This window comes from Caecibacteroides pullorum (assembly GCF_019239235.1).
Taxonomy (GTDB): domain Bacteria; phylum Bacteroidota; class Bacteroidia; order Bacteroidales; family Bacteroidaceae; genus Bacteroides; species Bacteroides pullorum.
On record NZ_JAAZTS010000013.1, the window covers coordinates 23,984 to 40,878 of the forward strand.

Annotated in this window: 10 protein-coding genes; 1 reads left to right on the forward strand and 9 read right to left on the reverse strand. The window is 42.5% G+C overall.

Annotation, left to right across the window (positions count from 1 at the left end):
* Nucleotides 1–32: 32 nt before the first annotated feature.
* From HF894_RS09840 to HF894_RS15180, 9 genes are all read right to left on the reverse strand, one after another.
* The gene (locus tag HF894_RS09840; RefSeq protein WP_204972064.1) at nt 33–2,252 is read right to left on the reverse strand and encodes a beta-N-acetylglucosaminidase; all 2,220 of its coding nucleotides are present in this window, start codon (nt 2,250–2,252) and stop codon (nt 33–35) included.
* A 62-nt stretch (nt 2,253–2,314) separates the two neighbouring features.
* A complete protein-coding gene (locus HF894_RS09845; RefSeq protein ID WP_204972067.1) occupies nt 2,315–3,376 on the reverse strand; it encodes an alpha-L-fucosidase in 1,062 nt (353 codons plus the stop codon).
* 17 nt (nt 3,377–3,393) lie between these two features.
* Nucleotides 3,394–4,656, reverse strand: coding sequence for a DUF2264 domain-containing protein (locus HF894_RS09850; protein ID WP_204972069.1), 1,263 nt, complete (start codon nt 4,654–4,656; stop codon nt 3,394–3,396).
* A gap of 88 nt (nt 4,657–4,744) precedes the next feature.
* Nucleotides 4,745–5,308: a hypothetical protein gene (locus tag HF894_RS09855; protein WP_021847804.1), complete on the reverse strand. Its 564-nt coding sequence runs from the start codon at nt 5,306–5,308 to the stop codon at nt 4,745–4,747.
* A 14-nt stretch (nt 5,309–5,322) separates the two neighbouring features.
* Nucleotides 5,323–6,810, reverse strand: a complete 1,488-nt coding sequence (locus HF894_RS09860) for a C10 family peptidase (RefSeq protein WP_204972070.1) — start codon at nt 6,808–6,810, stop codon at nt 5,323–5,325.
* A 110-nt stretch (nt 6,811–6,920) separates the two neighbouring features.
* Nucleotides 6,921–8,198 carry a glycoside hydrolase family 88 protein gene (locus HF894_RS09865; RefSeq protein WP_204972071.1) on the reverse strand — a complete coding sequence of 426 codons (1,278 nt, stop codon included), beginning with the start codon at nt 8,196–8,198 and terminating at the stop codon, nt 6,921–6,923.
* Nucleotides 8,199–8,360: 162 nt separating this feature from the next.
* Entirely contained in the window at nt 8,361–10,079 is a 1,719-nt protein-coding gene (locus tag HF894_RS09870; protein ID WP_021847808.1) for a RagB/SusD family nutrient uptake outer membrane protein, read from the reverse strand.
* Between the two features lie 17 nt (nt 10,080–10,096).
* The gene (locus HF894_RS09875; RefSeq protein ID WP_246593206.1) at nt 10,097–12,337 is read right to left on the reverse strand and encodes a SusC/RagA family TonB-linked outer membrane protein; all 2,241 of its coding nucleotides are present in this window, start codon (nt 12,335–12,337) and stop codon (nt 10,097–10,099) included.
* Nucleotides 12,267–13,244: a carboxypeptidase-like regulatory domain-containing protein gene (locus HF894_RS15180; RefSeq protein ID WP_246593207.1), complete on the reverse strand. Its 978-nt coding sequence runs from the start codon at nt 13,242–13,244 to the stop codon at nt 12,267–12,269. Before HF894_RS15180 ends, HF894_RS09875 begins: the two co-directional genes overlap by 71 nt.
* Nucleotides 13,245–13,809: 565 nt before the next feature.
* Between HF894_RS15180 and HF894_RS15185 the strand changes: the two genes are divergently transcribed.
* The gene (locus HF894_RS15185; RefSeq protein ID WP_246593208.1) at nt 13,810–16,692 is read left to right on the forward strand and encodes a metallophosphoesterase; all 2,883 of its coding nucleotides are present in this window, start codon (nt 13,810–13,812) and stop codon (nt 16,690–16,692) included.
* The last annotated feature ends 203 nt before the right edge of the window (nt 16,693–16,895 follow it).

Below are 16,895 nucleotides of genomic sequence, written 5' to 3' on the forward strand. Positions count from 1 at the left end.
AACTCTACCTGTTATCTCGAAAAAAGAAGAGTTTACTTTTCTTCAAATCCAAACTGTTTAAAGTAAACTTTCTGTTCCTGTCCTGTGATATTGGTCAGACGGATTTTTTGTACATTCCGTCCTTCTACTTCTGCCTTAAAACGAGTCTTTCCATTAACAGGTTGGAGAGGAATGGCTTCCCATCTTTGCCCATCAGCTGTTATTTCCAAACGAATAAACTTCGGAGCATCAGCTATACCCAAATCGACAGTAAGACTTTTCAATGTACGCATCTGATCCATCATCAACAAAGCCTCACCTCCTGCCTGCCAGCGGATCACTTCATTAGAAGGAGACACATTTCCCATCTTTCCTTTACGCAATACTGGCAGGGCCGCCAACTGAGGCACATCACTGTTCCAAGTATATGGCATATACACCGCACGTGTATCCAATGCAGCCTGATAAGCTTGATTATAAAGTCCGACACTCGCCTCAAACAAAGCATAGAACGTAGGAAGAAGCACCTTGCTTCCACTCTTGATTCCAGGCTGGTAGGGATTCTGATTGTAAGAAGTATCGACTTTATACATCAGCAACTGTAAGGATTTTGCATGTTCATAAGCCGTTTCAAAGCCTGTTTTGTCTGTCACGGCCCAACGCATCATCTGCAGGACAGCCTCACCATATTGTCCCACCAGTTTAAACTGCATGAGCCAAGGCGTTATTTCGGCAATGAATGGTTGGTTCTCCTGAGATACAGACAAAATATCGGATGCAGTGACAATTTTACAACACTCTTCATTAACCTGACGCCAAGCATCCTCGTCAATGATATGCTGTTTTTCATACGTAGAAAGCAAAGCTTCCAAAGCAGGTTGCAAAGCAACGGACTCTTCGCGACGGAAACGATGCCCATTAGCACCCAAATCGGAATTATGAGCAGCAAAAGTTTCCAGATAAGCGGCATGTTGGGGCATCAAGTCTTTAATGGCTCGCTTCCACGATAAGTCACTATCGTAATCGGACAGATTCCATGCATAATCGGCCACACTGTACAAAGCTATCTTGGACGCTTCGGCATGCTCCATGGGGTTAGAAACAAAACCTTCCATTTCGTCCTTGATATCAAGTGCATTGCCATAGACGGGCCCCATAAGCAGATGATCGCGTACATAATCAGATACCGGAAAATTCCACCAAATATAAGCCTTACGTTTCAGAAGCGGATTGATGAAATCCATCGTTTCACGGTCAATGGTAGCGATCACACTGTTTCCTGTCCACATTATCTGAATACCTTTGTTCAGCTTCTCTCCCAAAGTAGTCAAATAGCCTCCCTTCACGTTGGACCATGCCTTATTATATTCCGTAGGACACATAATAAGCGGCTCCACATCACCTTTCACCTTTACAAAATGGTCGTCCAGGTAGTTCAACAAGTCTGCCTGTTTGTCAGCTTTCGTACCTTCTCCCGAAATATCATCGAAAAATACGGCAAAACCTCGTACACCTAACTGATACATTTTTTCGAACTTATTGAGCAGATTCTGACGATCTTCGTCGTTCCATTTGATGTCCTGCCCCGGATGAATAGCCCAATAGAAAATGACATTGTTCTCTTTTGCCTTGTCCACCAATTCCTTCAGCTGAGCAGCTTCACGTTCAGGGTAAGGTTTCCGCCAGTTTGGGGTACTGTGATAAGGATCATCTTTCGGACCATAAAGATACACATTCATTTTGTTGCGGCCGTAGAACTCCAATTGACACAGACGGGCTTCATGACTCCAAGGTGTGCCGTAAAAACCTTCGACCACCCCACGATAAGGGATATCAGGATAATCCGTCACTTCAACCAGAGGCAGTTTAGGCAAAGTCAGCAATTGTGCTAAAGTCTGTACACCGTAATAGGCACCACGAGCATCAGCACCAGCTATTACAATCTCGTTCTTACCAACTTTCAGGTAATAACCTTCGGCTTTGGACGGTATCAAGCGGGTATACTTACGTACAGCCTTATCTCCTTTTACGCCCACGGTTATTCGAAAATCAGCCTTCTCCTGATGGTCAGGCAACAACGTACCGAGCAGACGAACAGCATCAGAAGCCGCCCCTTCGACGTCTGCCGAAAATCGATAGGCATCAGGCAGGACAATGCTGTCTTGAAGGGTTTCATAAACTTGAGGAGTGGGCTGCAGATGGAATTCTTGAGCGGAAAGCATTCCCAATGACAAACACCCAGCCCAAACGGAACATAAAAGTTTTCTTTTCATAGTAGCTTGATATTAATTGCTGCAAAAATACACGATTTCTGAATACCAGCAAACTCAGGATATTATTTTATCACTTTCTTCAATTTCTGCAGCAACTCAATATCTCCTTGCCTCATTTTTCCATTGGTCGCAGGAGGTATATTCAATATCAAAATATTATCCTGTGCCGTAGCACGTTCATAGACCTCCTTCAGTTCTGCAACAGACTTGTAAACTGTGTCTTGAGAATTATAAAACCAACGTTTTGAGACACATACGGTCGATTCAAAAGGCATGTAATATGTCTTCCCCGCATGCGTAAACAATTTCGGATCAGGATCAGAAGGTAGCATCGGATCACCCAAACGAAAATCACTCGGGAAATAGCGAATCGGATCACCCTCCTTCTGTTTATCAGGTTTAATATTAATAGATTGCTTAGGAGCTGTAGGATCATTGGGATTAACATCCCGCCCAATACTCCAGTTAATACCAATCTGACATTGCGGCTCACGTTTTTTGATGGCTGCATAAATCTCCTTGACCGGCCAACGATAACTTGGCTTCGCCCAAGTACCATCAAACCAGAACTCTACGATTCGAGTATGTTTTTCCGTAATATCCATCAGCTCGTCCAATTGGGCCAACATATAGCGATTGTAAGCCTCGTCATCCTCCACACGATCCACTTCCGGATTCTCTTTTCTATCCCACAACGAGTAATATAATCCTAAACGTATCCCTTGTTTCTTGCACTCACGAGCCACAGCCTCTATCACATTTGTCGTATTGCCCGAGCGTGCGACATCATACTCTGTATACTGGCTATCCCATAAACAGAATCCATCATGATGTTTAGTCACCAGAATAACATATTTCATCCCGGCATCTTTGGCGGTTTTCACCCATTGAGCTGCATCAATCGTATCCGGACGATATGAAGCGGACGGCAAACTGCCGTCCGACCACTCCATATCATGGAAAGTATTGATACCGAAATGTATGAACATGCCATACTTCCGTTTGATCTGCTGTTTCTGATATTTGGAAGGCTTTTCCGATGAACGAGGTTCATAAGTTTTCTGTCCCAATACCACGAATGGTAACAGATAGGCCATCAATACTCCGATAAACAATTTTTTCATTTCGAACAAACCATTTATCAATATTCCACTTTATAGTCCTTGCGTATTTTCTCTCCTTTCCAAGCCTTCTTGGTAGTCCAGTCGGCTGGTTCGTCAGTCCAAAATGGATTATCAGCAGGAAGTCCTAAAGGCAAGAAACTCAACGTAGCCATATAAAGGCTACCAGTGGACGTATATCCATCGGCCACTTCGGGCTGATGACCGTTAAAGCCCAGCACAAGCCAACCGTCCTTATCGAAATTCTGATTACCTTCGTACATATTGCGGTGTACGGCAGTCAGTGCACAACGAACCTGAGCTGGCTTGATAAATTCAGGCAGTTTTTCTCTCAAAACAGCATCGGCCAACGACTGAAAAGCAGCGGTACGATAAGTAACTGAACGTCCAAAAGCAGGATAAGTACCATCCGGTCCGATCAGACGTTCGCAGAACTCAGCATGACGAACCATGCGACGCAAAGCCTGTTCATATTCCTTCTGGCTGGCCCAACGGAAAGGAACCAGCGTCTCCATCATAGCCACCATCATGGGATTCAGCACATAGGAATTGTAATTGTCCATGCTGAACTTGCTTCCGTCGCTGTACCAGCCGTCACCCACGTACCATTCCTGTATTTTGTTCTTCGACACACGCAGGCGGAACTGGTCGGCCTTCTCGCCCTGTTGCATCAGAAAAGCCTCGGTCAGACCGGTAAAAAGCAACCAGTTGTTATAGGCACCTGTACGGTCACGCAATGCCTTGAACGACTCAATATAACGCTGTTTGGTCACCTCGTCCAATGGTTCCCACAAGGCCTTAGGAGCACGCAGGAAAGCATGTACCAGATAAGCTGCATCCACGATAGGCTGAGCCTGCTTCGTAAAGTTCAGTTTGTCGGGCGAATTGGGATCCACCGCATTCTTCAATCCTTTCAGCACTTCCTCTTGCATTTGCTTACGCAGTTTTCCTTCCTCTGTATCGTCGTCGGGCAAAGCCAACCAGGGAGCCACACCGGCCAACGTACGCCCCACAGCTTCCAGATGCGTAATTTCATCATACCCGGCCGGGTCTCCACCTACCGTCTCTATCGGCATATTCTGATGCAAAGTACCTTCTGCCAGATTATGGATGACGGGATAAGAAATCTTCCACAGCCACTTCACCCATTGCTCACGGTCTTGGGCACCGGTAGTCTGTTCAGCCACCACATTCTTATCTTTTTTCCCTTTGGCCTGCACGGTGAGTGCTGGCATCAACATTGCCGCTACCAGCAGCAAAATCCAATAATTCAGTTTTTTCATTGTCATTTCCTTTAATTACATTACTAAGTAGATCCCAATTGACAACCCATAAAAATACGGATAAATGTCCATCATCTCAAACGGGGCTTTAAATTGTCGCCCGATACAAATACGGATTCTCGCGCCCTCCTACATACTCCGCCTCAATGCCATCTACACGTGCGCCTTCTTCTATGCAATGTAGCACATCCTCTTCAGTATCACCGACATATTTCATCTGTACTTCAAACAGATGCGTTTCCTTATCTCCAAAAGCTGCCTCACACGCAAGTTCTATTTTCACCTGAAGCACCTCTTTTTTATGTTTGCGGGCATAGTCACACAAGATTCCGGTAAAACCAGTTGTTAACAGGTCTATCGAACGAACGTCCTCGCCCAATTGCGTTTCACGACAAACTGAAAGATGCCGATTCAACTCAAGATCAGTTTCGTAAACCGGATACCGTTTGCCATTCAATTCATAAGTCAGTTGAAAGTCTTTCAAACCAATGCATTCTTTTCCTTCAGGAATTTCAGGCAAAATGCTTTCTCCTACTGCATTTTCCAGTACAAAATAAAGTTCCGGCGGAAAAGTATCATTACTTGGACCATATTTCTTATCACACCCGGCCAATCCTATCAGGATAGCCAACAAAGCAAATAAAATTCTCATATTATATAATTTTTTTAAGGTTCTACAAATAAAAACTCCGTATTACGATGATATACCTTTTCATTGGGAGCTGTATAATCACCATACAAGTTCCAAGTTCCATTCTCATCTTCGTCCTCATCAGCATCTTTCTTCCACCCCCAATTCATATGAAGATAGCTTGAACCACTTTTCGCTTCCCCTCTCAAGCTCCATTGCTCTCTGTAAGGATTTTCAGTATACAATCCATCTGTAGGTCTATTGACTTCAGGAAAATATACAGTCATTATAGTCGTATAATTTTCATACTTATAACCATCGCAAACCCAAGCATGACCATTTCCTGCATCAAAGCCTAAAATCTGATGAGTATGCCCACCCATAAGTATGGGATTATTAAATCGGAAAGCCATATTGATTTGCGCTACCGTATACTCATCTGTTTGTTTTACCTTATATCCAAAACTCTTTAATACCCGTTCAGCATCCTCAATAGAAGCGCCGCTGTCATCTCCGCTATAATCAATGCCAAGACTTTCTCCTAAATTCTTAAAGAAACTACCTTGAGCATCTGTTTCTCGATTTGAAACATTAATACTTTCCCAATCATAATAAGCCGGTATTTTGTGATGATACATAATTTGTCCGACTGCAACAGTCACACATCCTAAAGGCTTATCCACTTTCCAATTATAAGGCCAACCCTGGTGCCAATTTGTCTTTAGAATAGGCCCATGAACCTGGTAATCTTTAAAATCTCTAAAATGATAAATTACATCTCGCTCGTCATACCCCAAAGATGCACATTTGGCAGCCATTTCATCAAATATATAAGAAAAATCCGGAAAGAAACTCCGCGCTTCATCTATATGATAGCAATAACTATTAATCAACTCTCCAGGAGCAGCTGTTTGATCTTCATAATTTGAAGAATAATCCGGATAAGTCAATTCATTGGCAAATTCCATCCACCACCAGTCTAAATTTTGAGGAAACGCAGATTCCACTCTTGTCGAAACCTTTGTTGGACTCCTTTCAATCATATATTCTCCCCATTGCCGATTGAACATCTCCGTCGTATCACTCAAACAAGCCGTCAGTATATTCATTTCATCTTCCAGCCAAATGTCCAAACCTTTGACGGTCGCATCAAAATGTCCCTTTTCCGCATAGCCCAATATCGGTGTGTACTTTTTCGTTGCAGCAACCAATACATATCCTTGGTTATCTGCAAAATTCACAGCATAGATTAAGGTATCGCCTTGTTGATTGGTCAAGGCCTCTACATTAGAAATATTCTGCACAGAAGAACGGGTTAATTGAGAGTTATCGGAAAGGAACGAAGAAGCCGTCCTAACAGCCTCCTCTTCCGAAACATTCAAGTTAAAAGAGTTACTCGTTAGATTTTCATCCACAAACACTTTGGAATTTACTATTCCATTCTGTAAATCCAAATCTTCGTTCTGACAAGAGAAAGATAATAAACTTACACTCAATAAGACAAAAGCAGTACTACATTTCATAACCATTAATTTAAGCATTTAACAAAAGAGGAGCGCATCCTAAGACCGGGCATTATGCCGGATTCCGACCTCCGATGCGCTCCGTTCATAAAGATATAGATTCAGATAGATCAGAACAGTGGTTTGCCGTCCAGCAGCTTGTCGTATCGATGCAATGCCTCTACGAAATAATAGTCAGCATAAGTCAGTGGCACATCGATTTCGGAGTTCTGCGGAATAGCTCCCGTACTATGCATCAGGATGAAGTCGGCGTTCTTGCCCAACTCGGCGCGGTACGTCTTGCTACCCAAAGAATGCAGGATGGCTTTGGCTCCTTCCAGATACTTGGCACTCTTGCTACCCTTAACGTAGGTACTCAACTCCAGCAGAGCGGAAGCCGTGCAAGCGGCAGCCGAAGCATCGCGATAGTTCAGCACCACATTGTTCGCATTAGAGCGAATACCCGGTACGTAGCCTTCCTGATGAGCATTGAAGTCCCACCATGCAATCTTGTCAGCCGGCAGATTCGGATGATCAAGATAAAAGTCCGCCATACCTATAGCCGTCTCCAGGAAACGAGGATCTTTCGTCTCGCGATAGCACATCGTGAAACCATAAATGCCCCAAGACTGTCCACGACTCCAAGCCGAGTTGTCCGACCATCCCTGTGAAGTTTCACCCTTGATGGGCTTACCCGTTTCTTTGTCATAGTAAACAATGTGATAGCAACTGTAGTCAGGTCGAACTGCGTTCTTCATCGTATTCTCGGCATGGCTAATGGCTACTTTACGGAACGAATCGTCACCCGTCACACGAGAAGCATAAAAGAGCAGTTCGAGGTTCATCATATTATCAATAATGACAGGGAAATCGTACACCTTGTCACCATGCCAGGAACGAAAACCGTTCCATGACTGGATTACACCGGCCTTCGGACGGAAACGAGTACAGAGTGAACGGGCAGACTCTACCAGAATGTCTTTGTATTCCGGCTTCGGTTCGAAGCGATTGGCATTGCCATAGCTGCAATACATCATGAAGCCGATGTCATGGTTGTCCGTGAAAGTCTTAACCGGCTCCATCTTCCGAGTATAAACCAAAGCGGAATCTTGCAAAGCCTTGTCACCAAGATACTCAGAAATGTACCACAGCGAACCAGGGAAGAAACCTGACGTCCAAAGATAGATGCTACCCTTAGACACAGTTCCGTCCTTTCTCATACTATGGGGCATCACTCCTTTCCCATCCTTACCCTGCGCAGGCGTCTTCAGCATCAGCCGGTATTGCTCAGCCGCAAAGTTCATGTTCTCCTTAATAAATGCCTTCTCCGAGTCCTGCGCATGGGCTATGCCCAACATGCAGGACAAACAGAGAGCTGCAATCGTTTTTACCTTATTATTCTTATTCATATAAATATAAATTCTTTAATTTGTTATACGCTTTTTTCAAAGAGTACATCGACAAGATGAACTCCTATTAAATTCAACACAAGTCGATGCACCCTATATAGATTAAAATAAATTATCCTACTTGATCCATTATTAGCTAGAAATACTCAGTATAAGTGTCCCTTACCAACCTGGATTTTGGTATCCCAAATTCGTATTGCGTTCAAACTCAACAGCCGGAATAGGCCACAAATAGTCACGCTCCTTAAACACACGTACATAACGTAAATTGCCACGGATATCATCATACTCAAAATTCAATTTTTCCATAGCAAGTCCCCAACGGCGTAGGTCACTAAAACGATGACCTTCACAAGCCAATTCAACAGCACGTTCCTGTACGATACGCTCAAACACTTCTTCTTTAGAATGAGCCTCTAACCATGCAGGACCGCTATTCAAAGCAGGCATATCTGTAGACGGGCGTTGACGTACCTGATTAATCAAGGCTACAGCATCATCCTGACGATCTAATTCATTATAACATTCTGCTAACATCAATAATACATCGGCATAGCGAATAAGAGGAAAATCAACTGGAGAGTGAGAACGATCTAACAAAGTTCCTTCCATATCCCCTTCCGGCACAAACTTACGCCAATAATAATTGAAATGTCCCAAATTATCACGAATAAAACCATTAGCTTCATTAACTCCTGAAGCTAACACATATTCCATCATTTTAGGTGTTCGCCCGTTACATCCATAATAAAAAGAATAAGGAGTTATCAGTGTTTGTTCCAAACGCGGATCACGATCTTCATAAGCCTTTCGAATTTTATCTTTGTCAGCAGGGTAAGTAGCAACTGCGGTATTGTCATCGGTTAAAACTGCTTGAAAGGTCTTATTCTGTACCTCACGGCTTTCATTAAATCCAGGAAAATAATCATTCCAATTAAACTTAGAGCCATCACGATTTTCATACATATCCGCCAATATATCTGTTGGCATAAAATTATTCCAACCACCCGCAAATGAGGCACGAGTACCCATACGTAAAGCATACGGCATTCCATAATCTTGATTGGTACCATTAATAGCCTGAATTGTAAATATCATCTCAGAGCATTGATCTGCAGCCAAGGTGAACAATTCCGGATAGCTTTCATGCAATTGATATCCATACCCACGATTCTCCGGGTCTTTTACAATTTCCTCAAAGTCTGTTTTAGCACCTGCATAATCTTCTGCAAACAGCTTAACCTTTCCACGAAGTGCCACAGCTGCACCACGAGTAGCTCGACCGTATTCACTACTCTCCCATTTTACAGGCAGTGCTTCTACAGCGGCATCCAAATCATCTAAAATAAACTGTCGGGTTTCTTCCACTGTACTACGAGATTTCTTCATTTCCATAAACTCGCTAGACACTACAGTTGTCTCATCATACAAAGGCACTCCGCCAAAATAATCTAATAAATAGAAATAGTATAAAGCACGAATAAACTTAGCTTCACCCTTATACACATTTTTCTTTTCATCAGACATATCAACATTATCTATATTCTGCAGCAAAAGATTTGCCCGAAAGACCCCATCATAACACGTCTGCCAACGGCTCTGCACTGTTCCTGTACGGTCTGTATAAGTTCCTTTTATAATACTAGGCATTAACCAATTGTTATAATCACATCCGATTTCACCTAAAGCATCATTATCATAATAGGCACCAAAACCGTTCTCATTTCGCAAAGTAGCATACATTGCAACCATGCCTTGATGAGCATGATCTTCTGTCTTCCAAAAGGTTACAGAACTTAACTTATCATGAGGATATTGATCAAGATCATAGCAACTGCTCATCATTCCGGCAGCAAGCAAAAACAATATATATTTTTTCATAATTCAAAAATCGTTTTTTAGAATGAAACATTAAGTCCAAAGGAAGCTTGGCGAATAGTCGGATAAGTCAACTTTGTGGTTTCCGGATCCATACCCGCAAAGCTTGTAAACGTAAAGAAGTTTTCCAAGCTACAGAATACACGTACACGACTCAAAGTTGCAGCCTTAACCCATTTTTCCGGTAACGTATATCCCAATTGGATATTACGGATTTTAAAGAAAGCTTTATCGGTTTCCCACAAGGTACTATTACGGGTATTACGGCTATCATTTAACAACAATCGCGGATATTTAGCTGGAGTAGTACGTCCTTCATACCAACGTCCATCTGCTATTTCCTGACCTATCTGATAACCACTAGCTGGAATATTCGTTGTATGCATAGTTTGGTATTGAACTTTCTGACTACCTGTTCCAGACATCAGCATGGAGAAATCAAAACCTTTCCATTCACATCCCAGATTAATATCATAAAAGAAGCGAGGAGTATCTCCGTGCCCCATTGCAACACGATCATCATCATTAAAGATTCCATTACCATCCATATCTTTGTAAAGCACATCACCCATTTCCGGACGTTTATAGCTTTGGAACGGATCCACTTTTTTTCCATCTTCACCTATAGGAGCATTATCAATCAAAGACTGCACATAGTCCAAGTCTGCTTGACTCTGTATGATACGATCTGCGACCAGCACATACTGTACATTTATAGGATAGCCTTCTTTGATCATTGTACTACCACTTATACTAGCCTCATCCCCTTTAAACTTCGTCACCTTATTATCGACAAAAGTTACGTTTGTACCAATATTATAATGAAAATCATTAATTTTATCCGACCAGTTCAATGTAAGTTCAAAACCTTGATTCTGGACTTCTGCACTATTCTGAGTTGGGATACTTGAGTTTCCATGTACCAACGGAGCTGGTAAATCTATTAAGATATCAGATGTTTTCTTATAAAAGTATTCTGTAGTACCAGACAATCGCCCATTTAATACTGTAAAATCTACACCCACATTACTTACAGCTGTACTTTCCCATGTCAAATTGCCATTAGCAAGTGCTGTTTGCGTCATACCAACCTGAAGTACATTGCCTAAGCTGTAATTGGACTGTGAATAGGAAGCGATAGCCATATAATCACTATCCAAATAATTGTTTCCTAATTCACCATAAGATACACGAAGTTTCAATGCATCCAACCAATTACGCGTACCTTCCATAAATGCTTCCTGATCTATACGCCAACCAGCGGAGAATGAAGGGAAATATCCCCAACGATTACCTTTTAAGAAGCGTGAAGAAGCATCTGCACGTAAATTTGCTTCCAATAAATATCGATCAGCCCAACCTAAATTAATACGACCAAAATAAGAACGCATCGCCCATTCTGTATGACTACCACTTGCCAACGCATCCCCTGTAGCTCCATTAATTACGTCTACAGATGAATCAATCCAATCATACTTTTGTCCACTGAAACTACGATCACGACGCATCTCTTGACTGGCTCCAACCATTACATTCAAATCTAATTGATTGTCAACAAAGCTGTTCTCATAGCGAACAACTCCATCCATAAACATACGTTCAATCTTTCGATTATAATTGTAAATATATGTACGGTCAGTAGCTGCTCTCACCACACTTTCTGTCTGAAAATCCCACAAATCGTTCAAATTTGGCTTGGACCAATTATCTTTATCAGTCAATTCATAAGAATAAGAACCAGAAATACTCAAACCTTTAAACGGAGTAATAACTCCATTAAACGCTGCACGGAAATTACGTTCTTTCTTATTACCCTCATTCTTATACAAATAAGCCAACGGGTTATTGGTCTGAATATCCTCACCTTTAGCTTGTGCACCACCAAAACGTCCATCCGGATGACGCAAGACTATACCTGGAGTACTAGCATATCCATAAGTAAATACATCGTCAATACGATCAGAACCTATCTCATTATTTGATAAATAGCCATTCAACTTCATACCTAAAGTCAACCATTTAGTCGGCTTAGCTTCTATATTTGAGCGGAAGCTATAACGTTCGTATCCAGCGTTATCAATAATACCCGGATTATTATTATACCCGAACGAAGAATAAAATGACAGCTTATCGGTACCTCCACTTAAAGACAGGTTATGATTAGTAGAGACTGCTGTCTGGAAAATTTCTTCAACCCAGTCTGTATATAGGATAAAGCAGGGGGTTACGCCCTCCATCATTGCGCCAAGCATCAATAACATCCTGTTCAAACTGATAAGTTCCTGGAGTAGTATTATTATATGCTTCATTTCTCAATTCCATGTAAGTTGCATAATCGCTTACTGCATCTACAGTTTTTCCTACAGACTGAAGAGAAGCATATCCCGTATAATCGATATTAATCTTTCCCTGCTTACCTTTCTTAGTAGTAATCAGGATAACGCCATTTGCAGCACGCGATCCGTAAATAGAAGCTGAAGCAGCATCTTTCAGTACGGTCATACTTTCCACATCCTGAGGAGCCACCGTATTAATGTTACTCTCCACTCCATCAATGATAATCAAAGGAGCAGAATTGTTCAATGTACCTTGACCGCGTACTAAAATAGAAGCATTATCATTACCGGGAACATTACTGCTAGAAGTAACAGAAATACCAGAGGCCATACCAGCCAAACCTGAAGATAAGTTTGTAATAGGTCTTTTTTCCGCAATATCAGCCATATTAACAGAAGAAACAGATCCCGTCAAATTTACCTTTTTCTGAGCTGCATAACCTACAACCACCACTTCATCAATCAATTCTGTATCCTCCTGAAGTTTGATAGATAGCTGGCTCTGAGTACCGACTTTGATTTCTTGTTCTTTATATCCCACATAGCTTACAACCAAAACTGCATTTTGAGGAACACCTTTAAGTGTAAAATTACCATCCAAATCGGTAATAGCACCGATAGTAGTACCTTTCACTTTGACATTCACACCGATTACCGGAAGGCCCGTCTCATCGACAACGTTACCCGAAACCGTACGGCCATCTTGATTAATAGAAAGAACAGAGTGTACCTTTTCGACTTCAATAGCTTTTCCCGATACAGCATAAGCCGGAGTCATTGAAAGAAAAAATACACCGCCCAACAAGAACTTGGAAAGATTACCTTCCAACATACGTTTTTCTCTTCGTTGATACATAAGCATTAAATTTTAAGTTATCAGTAAGTTTTAAAACACTATTTCGAATGTTTTATGATTTCTATCGCAAAGATGGAAAACTGTTCTTTTATAAATGGGACACACTGTCTTTTTTAGAGTACACTCTATTTCATCCTTACATTTTTAACATTTAAAGAAAGGGATGCATAATCGTCCAAAAGGGGAAATATTATCCAATACACAAACGTTAAACATTTGTACTACAACATATTATATCATAGATCAGAATTCAAAGGGCTAATTATAGTCCGCTTCTTCGAAACCTCACAAAGTAAATCTTTAAAAAACATGTCCAACACACATACATCCCCCAATTTAGACAAAATCATCCCAACCTAATCTAGAAAAAGACTATTTTTGCATGAAGTTAAAAAAGGCTACGACATATAGCCCCTACAAAAAAAGCTGCAACAATCATCAACTTAAATTAATAAGTCCTATGAACTTTACACAAAAACACCTTGAGAACAATGCAATCCTCTGTCGTTTTTTAAAGACGAATATTAAAAATTGCATTTTATTGCTTCTATTATTTACTTTATTGATGCCTACCTGTACCATTCTGGCACAAACAGATTGGCAGTCACACCCACGTCTGCTATTTACACCTAACGAAGAAATTCAAGTTAAAGAACTCATTAAGCAAAATCAAGATGTCCGAAAATTAGCCTACTATTTAAAGAACCGGGCAGACTCACTTGCTACATTGGCACAAATCCCTTACGAAATGGACAGGTACGGTAATATGTTATATACCTCCAGAGCCTATGTAGACCGCCTAGGGACATTGGCATTGGCCTACCGCCTCTATGGAGAAAAAAAATACCTGGATGCAGCCGACCAGGCATTACAATGGGTTTGTAACTTCCCAGACTGGGACCCGAACCATTATCTGGATACAGCTGAAATGACAACTGCCGTAGCGATAGCCTACGACTGGTTGTACAAATCCCTACCTGCATCTACCCGGAAACTGATTAAAAACAGCATCTACCGCAACGCCATAACCCGCGTCCTGAAGGAATATGAAAAGGGAGGACCGGGCAGCTGGGCCAAACGTGAAACGAACTGGAATGTAGTGTGCAACACCGGTATGGTACTGGGAGCACTAGCTGTAGCCGAAGATTATCCTCAAGAAGCACGTACCATTCTGGAAAATGCAGCTCGGTATATGCCTAATTGTCTGAGGCATTTCGCTCCGGACGGAGTATGCTATGAAGGGCCTTCCTACTGGGGATATACAGCCAGTTACCTGTCATTGTACTTGAAAGCCGTTACCGATAATGGAGGCGATAAGGGGAAAATAGGCCAACTGCCTGGCATAGAAAATACAGCCCTCTATTATAAGCGCACCCTTTCACCATCAGGACGAGTCTTCAATTTTGCCAACGCCCATGACGAAGCGCTCAACACACCTGCATTTTTCCTCTTCAGTAGACTGTATTCCCAGGCGGAAGTAGCAGAATGGTATCGGAAAGAGATCGGGAAGGTCATTCAGGGACAACAACCGCTGCACCAATTATTCTTCCTTTCACTTCCCTGGTACGACAATGCACAGCCCAATCCACAATCTTCCCTACCCAAACTGGAAGTATACCACAACACGATCAATGACATCATTGTACTCAATGGCAAACGTGATGTACAAGGCTCCATATTCCTCACAGCTAAAGGTGGAGAGCCCATGCAGGCACACCAACAGATGGACTGTGGAACTTTTGTACTGGAAAGTGAAGGTATACGTTGGACGGACGATTTGGGATCTGACGATTACAACCTGCCCGGCTTCTGGGACTACAAGCCAAATGGACAACGTTGGAAATACTTCCGCAACAACAACCTTTCGCACAATACGATTAGTATCGATCACCAGATACAATACGCTGCAGGCGAAGCCTTTGTCTGCGAAGAAAAAGCTGACATTGCTCAGCCATACGCCAAACTGGATATGACCTCCTTATATAAGGATCAAGCCGAATCAGTGTTCCGTACATTTACTCTGATCGATGACCAGACTGTCGAAGTGACAGATGAGATAAAACTTACCAACGCCCAGTCAACCGTATCGTGGTCGGTCATCACAAAGGCTGATGTAGAGACCGATGGTAAGACAGCCCATCTGACCTTGAACGGCAAACACTTCTATATGCAAATCATTTCACCGACAAATGCAACCTTCACATCACGACTGGCACAAAACACCTCGCCAAAGGAATATCCGATACGAAATACAACCATAATAGAAGCCAACTGTACCTTCGGCCAACCAGATGCCACCATTAAAGTACGCATGAGTAGTCGCCCTTTCCTTGAAATAGCCCATGGCCCATACCTGCAGGAAGTGACAACCAACGGAGCGACATTTGCCTTCCAAACATCCAATCCTTCTTTCTCGTTCATCGAGCTCAAGAAAAAAGGAGAGATACAGTCAAACAACTATTCCGGCTCACAACACGGATTGAAACAGGCAGATGCAACATTCTTTGCCATCAGGGCAGAAGAATTACAACCCAACACGACTTACCAATACCGCATACATGCCAAAGAAATCAAATCATTCCAACCGTACAAGGTGGTATTCGGAGACAGCATCGCTTCACCCTGGTACACATTCCGTACCATTGACCCGGAACAGAAAGGTGGATCCATCTTCATTACCAGTGACATGCACAGCAACCCGAAGCTGCTGAAAAACTTGTTGGAACGATGTGACTACCAAACCTGCACTTCGTTCTTCTATGCCGGCGACATGATGAACTACATGACCGAAAACGGTGAACATCCGTTCACGTCGTTCATCGACACCAGCGTAGAACTGTTTGCCACCTCCATTCCGTTTGAGTTCGTGCGGGGCAACCATGAAACACGTGGAAACATGGCCCGTATCTTCCCGTCCTTCTTCCCCAAACAGAACGGCAAGATATACGGCAGCTACCTGATGGGGGACGTCATGGTCATCATGCTCGACACGGGTGAAGACAAATCTGACACCCATCCAGTCTATGCCGGACTGACGGACTTTGACAACTATCGCAGCGAACAAGCCCGCTGGCTGGAAAAAATCGTAAAAAGCAAGGAATTCAAGAAAGCAAAATACCGGATTGTCATTTCGCACTTCCCGCTGGTAGCCGACAAAGAATGGGAAAAGGGAACTACCTGGAAAGGTTGCCAAGACGCAAGCCAAAAATTCCTACCCATACTGAACCGTGCCGGAATCGATCTGATTGTAGCAGGACACACCCACCGCTTCTTCTATCATGAGCCGGGAGAGTCAGGAAACCAATGTCCCGTACTGGAACAAGGAGCCATGTGTGCCACTCGACTTGACCTTAACGACGGCAAAATCCATATCAAGGTTATCGGGAAAAACGGTGAAGCACTACTAAACAAAACGCTGAAATAAGCATAAGCCGGAAATAAATTAGCCCAAGCTATTTAAACATATCTACGAAGCCATACTGCAAATTGCCTTCCAGTGTAGTCACAACTATAGGAAAGCAATTTGCAGTTGTTTTATATGTCCCCTAATTGTATATTTTCCCATAGCACCTCATTTATAAACTGTTATACTAAGCACGAGTATAACCCTCAGAATTCGTTAAAACT